The organism is Streptomyces maremycinicus (assembly GCF_001184025.1).
GTDB lineage: Bacteria > Actinomycetota > Actinomycetes > Streptomycetales > Streptomycetaceae > Streptomyces > Streptomyces maremycinicus.
Genome location: NZ_BBYG01000015.1, coordinates 553,335 through 559,825, shown reverse-complemented (window position 1 = coordinate 559,825; position 6,491 = coordinate 553,335). Strand labels below are relative to the sequence as shown.

The following is a 6,491-nucleotide window of genomic DNA, read 5'->3' as shown; positions in this document are numbered from 1 at the left end:
TCCTTTTAGAGCTCTGGCTCTTGGGCATACAGCCCGAGAGCCAGAGCTTTTTTGCGTTGGGGTAAGGTCAGGGGGCATCGTTGGCTCATTTTCTACTGGAGGCCCCCGGGTGGAGGTCCAGGAGACCCGTGTCCAGACAGACCGGGTCCTCACCATCCCGAACATCCTCAGCATGGCGCGTCTCGTCGGCGTGCCCGTGTTCCTGTGGTTGATCCTCCGGCCCGAGTTCGGGGGCCCGCAGAGCGACGGCTGGGCTCTCCTCGTGCTGGCTTTCAGCGGGATCACCGACTATCTGGACGGCAAGCTCGCTCGACGCTGGAACCAGATCAGCAGCCTCGGCCGGCTCCTCGACCCTGCCGCGGACCGGCTGTACATTCTCTCGACGCTGGTCGGCCTGACGTGGCGGGAGATTCTGCCTCTCTGGTTGACGGCTGTACTTCTGGCGCGCGAACTGGTTCTGCTGGTGATGGTCTGGATCCTCAGGCGCCACGGCTATCCGCCGCCGCAGGTGAACTTCCTGGGGAAGGCGGCCACCTTCAACCTGATGTACGCCTTCCCGCTGCTTCTTCTCAGTGACGGAAGTGGCTGGCTCGCGTCACTCGCTGCCATTTTCGGATGGGCGTTCGCCTGGTGGGGTACAACGCTCTATTGGTGGGCAGGAGTCCTGTATGTGGTACAGGTCCGCCGCCTGGTTCGTGCGGACGCCACGGCCGACTGACCTGTCCGATCGGCAGCTGAGCAGTGGCTCGATGGCCCGCCGACGAAAAGTGCGGGACAATCTGGACGGGTGAAGTCGGCTAGACAGTCGTCTCTTTAGGAGGACGCTTCCGACATGAAGGCCGTCGTGATGGCCGGAGGCGAAGGCACGCGCCTTCGCCCAATGACCTCGAGCATGCCCAAGCCGCTCCTGCCGGTGGCCAACCGGCCGATCATGGAGCACGTACTGAGGCTGCTCAAAAGGCATGGGCTCAACGAGACCGTCGTTACTGTTCAGTTCCTGGCGTCGCTGGTCAAGAACTACTTCGGTGATGGCGAGGAGCTCGGGATGGAGCTCAGCTATGCCAACGAGGAGAAGCCACTCGGTACCGCCGGAAGCGTCAAGAACGCAGAGGAGGCGCTGAAGGACGACACCTTCCTCGTCATCTCCGGTGATGCCCTCACTGACTTCGACCTCACCGAGCTGATCAACTTTCACAAGGAAAAGGGTGCGCTGGTCACCGTCTGTCTGACGCGTGTGCCCAATCCGCTGGAATTCGGCATCACCATCGTCGACGAAGAGGGCAAGGTCGAGCGGTTCCTGGAGAAGCCGACCTGGGGTCAGGTCTTCTCGGACACCGTGAACACCGGCATCTACGTCATGGAGCCCGAGGTCTTCGACTATGTCGAGGCCGATGTGTCCGTCGACTGGTCCGGAGATGTCTTCCCGCAGCTGATGAAGGAAGGCAAGCCGGTCTACGGCTTCATCGCCGAGGGCTACTGGGAAGACGTCGGCACGCACGAGAGCTATGTGAAGGCCCAGGCCGATGTGCTCGAAGGCAAGGTCGACGTCGACATCGACGGGTTCGAGATCTCGCCGGGCGTGTGGGTCGCCGAAGGTGCCGAAGTGCATCCCGATGCCGATCTTCGCGGCCCTCTCTACATCGGGGACTACGCGAAGGTCGAAGCCGGCGCCGAAATCCGTGAGCACACGGTCATCGGTTCCAACGTCGTCGTGAAGAGCGGGGCCTTCCTGCACAAGGCCGTCGTGCACGACAACGTGTACGTCGGTCAGCACAGCAATCTCCGCGGCTGTGTGGTCGGGAAGAACACCGACATCATGCGGGCGGCCCGGATCGAGGACGGCGCCGTCATCGGTGACGAATGCCTGATCGGTGAAGAATCGATCGTGCAGGGCAATGTGCGGGTCTACCCCTTCAAGACCATCGAAGCCGGTGCGTTCGTCAACACGTCGGTGATCTGGGAGTCCCGTGGGCAGGCGCATCTGTTCGGTGCCCGTGGGGTCTCCGGAATCCTGAACGTCGAGATCACGCCCGAGCTGGCGGTCCGTCTCGCCGGCGCGTACGCGACGACCCTCAAGAAGGGGTCCACGGTCACCACGGCCCGGGACCACTCGCGTGGTGCCCGTGCGCTGAAGCGGGCGGTCATCTCCGCGCTCCAGGCCAGTGCCATCGACGTACGGGACCTGGAGAACGTACCGCTGCCCGTGGCGCGGCAGCAGACGGCGCGAGGGAGCGCCGGCGGGATCATGATCCGGACCTCGCCCGGGGTGCCGGACTCCGTCGACATCATGTTCTTCGACGGGCGGGGCGCGGACCTGTCGCAGGGCAGTCAGCGCAAGCTGGACCGGGTGTTCGCCCGTCAGGAGTACCGGCGGGCGTTCCCGGGAGAGATCGGGGACCTGCACTTCCCGGCGAGCGTCTTCGACTCCTACACCGGGTCCCTGCTGCGGAACGTGGACACGACAGGAATTGCCGAGTCCGGTCTCAAGGTCGTGGTGGATGCCTCGAACGGCAGTGCCGGGCTGGTGCTGCCGAGCCTCCTGGGCAAGCTCGGGGTGGATTCGCTGACCGTCAACCCCGGTCTGAACGAGGCCAGGCCCACGGAGACGGGGGACCAGCGGCGTTCCGGGCTCGTCCGCCTCGGCGAGATCGTGGCGTCGTCGCGGGCCGCGTTCGGTGTGCGGTTCGATCCTGTCGGTGAGCGGCTCTCCCTCGTGGACGAGAAGGGCCGGATCATCGAGGACGACCGGGCCCTCCTGGTGCTGCTCGACCTGGTGGCCGCCGAGCGGCGCAGCGGGCGGGTCGCCCTGCCGGTGACCACGACCAGGATCGCCGAGCAGGTGGCGGCTTATCACGGGACGCAGGTCGAGTGGACGACGACCTCCCCTGACGACCTCACCCGGGTCGGGCGGGACGAGACGACCATTTTCGGCGGTGACGGCAAGGGCGGCTTCATCGTCCCGGAGTTCAGCAGTGTCTTCGACGGCACGGCGGCCTTCGTACGGTTGATCGGGCTGGTGGCGCGCACGCAGCTCACCCTCAGCCAGATCGACGCGCGGATCCCGCGGGCGCACGTCCTGAAGCGGGATCTGGCGACCCCGTGGGCCGTCAAGGGTCTTGTGATGCGGCGGGTCGTCGAGGCGGCCGGAGATCGCTTCGTGGACACCACCGACGGCGTCCGGGTGGTGGAGACGGACGGGCGCTGGGTGATGGTGCTGCCGGACCCGGCCGAGGCCGTCACCCATCTGTGGGCGGAGGGGCCGGACGACGCGTCCGCGCAGGCTCTGCTCGACGAGTGGGCGGCGGTCGTGGACAGCGCCGGACGCTGACCACGCGTACGCGCGCGTGCCGGACAAGTGTCCCCAAGGGGGCCTGTCCGGCACGCCGGTGGGGCCATTCGGAGGTACTGGGCACGACGTGCGACGATGTGCGGCATGCCGCAGCAGCCCCCCGTTCGGAGCACACCCGCGCGTGTGTCGCGCCCGGACGCTTCCATGTCGCTGCTCACCAACGTCATGGATCACAGCCTCGACGACGGTTATGCCGAGGCCGCCGCCCGTAAGCAGGCCGAGGGGGCAGGTGGCCTGCCCAGGACGGTACGGGCGAAGCTCGGTCTCGCCGTGGGCCTGGTGCTCGCTGCCCTCGTGGTCACCGTCGGTGCTGCGCAGGCGCGGGTCGCCGCGCCGGTCGTCGCGAAGGAGCGCGAGGAGCTCATCGACCGTATCGATCGTGAGACCGACGCGGCCGACGAGCTGGAGAGCGCCGTCGACAAGCTGCGCGACGATGTGAGCGCTCGGCAGCAGGAGGCGCTCAAGCAGAGCGGCGGCAGTGAGCGGGCGGATCTGATGGGGGTGCTGTCGGGCGCCGTCGCGGTGCACGGGCCGGGCGTCAAGCTGGTCGTGGACGACGCCAAGGAAGCCAGCACGGGCGGTGACGGCGACCCGCGGGAGACCACCGGGTTCTCCGACACCGGGCGGGTGCGGGACCGGGACATGCAGCGGGTGGTCAACGGCCTGTGGGCGTCGGGCGCCGAGGCCGTCTCCATCAACGGACAGCGGCTGACGGCGCTCTCCGCCATCAGGGCCGCCGGCGAAGCCATACTGGTCGACAACAAGCCGCTGGTTCCGCCGTACACGGTGCTCGCGGTGGGGGACGGGAAAAACCTCAGCACCAGGTTCCAGAACAGCGCCGACGGGCTGTATCTGAACGCCTTGCAGGAGAACTACGGCATCCGGACGGCCATCTCCGTGGCCGACGACGTCCGGTTGCCCGCCGCACCGAGTGTGATCGTACGTACAGCGCAGCCGAAGACTGAGAAGGGCACATCGTGATCGCCGTACTGGGCCTCGTCGTGGGAGTCGTGGCCGGACTGTTGGTCCAGCCCGAGGTTCCGGCGGCCGTCGTACCGTATCTGCCGATCGCCGTGGTGGCGGCGCTGGACGCCGTCTTCGGCGGGTTGCGGGCCATGCTCGACGGCATCTTCGACGACAAGGTGTTCGTCGTGTCCTTCCTGTCGAACGTGGTGGTGGCCGCGCTGATCGTGTTCCTGGGTGACGAGTTGGGCGTGGGGTCGCAGCTGTCCACCGGTGTCGTCGTCGTCCTCGGTATCCGGATCTTCTCCAATGCCGCGGCGATCCGTCGGCATGTCTTCCGGGCGTGAGGCCGATGAGCAACCAGGACGAGACGCCCGAGTACATGCTCCGCAAGGAGCTGCCCGACGAGGTGCCGGTGACGCCGCCGGCGGACGCGGCGGCCGAGAAGCCGGCCGAGCCCGTGGTGACCGGGCGGCAGCGGCTGGTGCAGGGGCTGTGGCCGCCGCGGGTGTCCAGGGCCCAACTCATCGTCGCCCTGCTGTTGTTCGGCCTGGGTTTCGGCCTGGCGGTGCAGGTCGCCTCCAACAGCGACAGCGGAAACGCGCTGCGCGGTGCGCGTCAGGAAGATCTCGTACGCATCCTCGATGAACTCGACGACCGAAGTCAGCGTCTTGAGGACGAGAAGCAAGGACTCGAGACGCAGCAGCGGGAGCTGGAGAACAGCTCCGACCAGGCCGAGGAGGCCCGGAAGCAGACGGTCGAGAAGGAGAAACAACTCGGCATCCTGGCGGGCACGGTGGCTGCGCAGGGGCCGGGTATCACGATGACCATCGAGGACACGAAGGGGACGGTCGAGGCGGACATGCTGCTCGACGCGATCCAGGAACTGCGCGCGGCGGGGGCCGAGGCGATCCAGGTGAACGGGGTGCGGGTCGTCGCCGACACCTTTCTGACGGATTCGGGCAACAGCGTGAGCGTCGACGGGAACAAGATCAACACGCCCTTTCGTTTCAAGGTCATCGGCAACCCGCAGGACCTGGAGCCGGCGCTGAACATTCCTGGAGGAGTGGTGCAGACTCTCGAGAAGGAGCAGGCCACGGTGACTGTCGAGCGGTCGGACAAGATCGTCGTGGACGCCTTGCGAGCGGCGAAGCAGCCTGACTACGCTCGGTCGTCGGGCCAGTGAACCGGGGGTGCATGGGGGGCATCCGGCAGGGGCATGAGGTTGCGGGGGGTCGACGCACCGATCGGGTGGTGCGTGGTGGAAACTGTCTGGTGGACACGGACGTTGTGAAGATGTCCGGGTCGACCGGTGTATTCAGTCAGGGTTCGTCCTGCCCCACGGGCGGGTCTGTTTCGGTCAAGGGGAATCGCCCGTGAAGTTGTTTGCGAAGTTGTTCGGCAAGAGCGCGCGAGAGGGTAGCGACAACGCGACCGCTCGCCATCGCGCACAGCCTGACGCGGAGGGTCAGCGGCCGCTGTTCCGGGATCAGGTGGCTGGTCCGGGCGGCGACATTTCCGGTGGCCAGGGCGCGGCGTCGGTTGACCCTGCGCAGTCCGGCGGCATAGGTTTCGGCCAACCGTCAACCTCAAGTACGGGTGGAGGGTTTTCCCCTATGTCGGCCCTGGTGTGTACGAGGTGCGGTAACCGCAACGCGGAGAACAGCCGCTTCTGCTCCAACTGCGGCGCGCCGCTGCGCCCCGGGCTGACGCCCGAGCGGGCGTCGGAGACGACCTCCACCATTTCCATCTCCGGTCTCGAGGCCTACGACGCCGAGGTCACCGGTCAGACGCAGCTGCCCGCCCTCTCGCCCGAGGCGCAGGCCGCGGTCGACGCGCTGCCGCTGGGTTCCGCCCTGCTGGTCGTGCGCCGTGGTCCGAACTCGGGCAGCCGTTTCCTTCTGGACGGCGACCTGACGACGGCCGGCCGTCACCCGCAGAGCGACATCTTCCTGGACGACGTGACGGTCTCGCGTCGCCATGTGGAGTTCCGGCGCAACCCGGACGGCACGTTCAAGGTGGCGGACGTCGGCAGTCTGAACGGAACGTACGTCAACCGGGAGCGGATCGACGAGGTCCCTCTGGCGAACGGTGACGAGGTGCAGATCGGCAAGTACCGGCTGGTCTTCTACGCGAGCCAGCGGGGCTACTGACCGGCCCCCGGGCACCGTCCGGGGGG

At 67.0% G+C, this 6,491-nt stretch carries 6 protein-coding genes; all 6 read left to right on the top strand.

The window, feature by feature from the left end:
• Nucleotides 1-109 precede the first annotated feature (109 nt).
• Nucleotides 110-718, top strand: a complete 609-nt coding sequence (gene clsA / locus AOQ37_RS23285; RefSeq protein WP_062646542.1) for a cardiolipin synthase ClsA — start codon at nt 110-112, stop codon at nt 716-718.
• Nucleotides 719-832: 114 nt separating this feature from the next.
• Nucleotides 833-3,328: a mannose-1-phosphate guanyltransferase gene (locus AOQ37_RS23280; RefSeq protein ID WP_062646541.1), complete on the top strand. Its 2,496-nt coding sequence runs from the start codon at nt 833-835 to the stop codon at nt 3,326-3,328.
• Nucleotides 3,329-3,493: 165 nt separating this feature from the next.
• Nucleotides 3,494-4,330 (top strand): DUF881 domain-containing protein, encoded by an 837-nt coding sequence (locus AOQ37_RS23275; protein WP_062646540.1) that lies wholly within the window; start codon nt 3,494-3,496, stop codon nt 4,328-4,330.
• Nucleotides 4,327-4,659: a small basic family protein gene (locus AOQ37_RS23270; RefSeq protein ID WP_020133151.1), complete on the top strand. Its 333-nt coding sequence runs from the start codon at nt 4,327-4,329 to the stop codon at nt 4,657-4,659. The genes AOQ37_RS23275 and AOQ37_RS23270 overlap by 4 nt, the downstream gene beginning before the upstream one ends.
• 5 nt (nt 4,660-4,664) lie before the next feature.
• Nucleotides 4,665-5,498: a DUF881 domain-containing protein gene (locus AOQ37_RS23265; protein ID WP_062646539.1), complete on the top strand. Its 834-nt coding sequence runs from the start codon at nt 4,665-4,667 to the stop codon at nt 5,496-5,498.
• Nucleotides 5,499-5,580: 82 nt separating this feature from the next.
• On the top strand, nt 5,581-6,465 hold the full coding sequence (locus AOQ37_RS38955) for a zinc-ribbon and FHA domain-containing protein (RefSeq protein ID WP_078890317.1): 885 nt from the start codon (nt 5,581-5,583) through the stop codon (nt 6,463-6,465).
• The last annotated feature ends 26 nt before the right edge of the window (nt 6,466-6,491 follow it).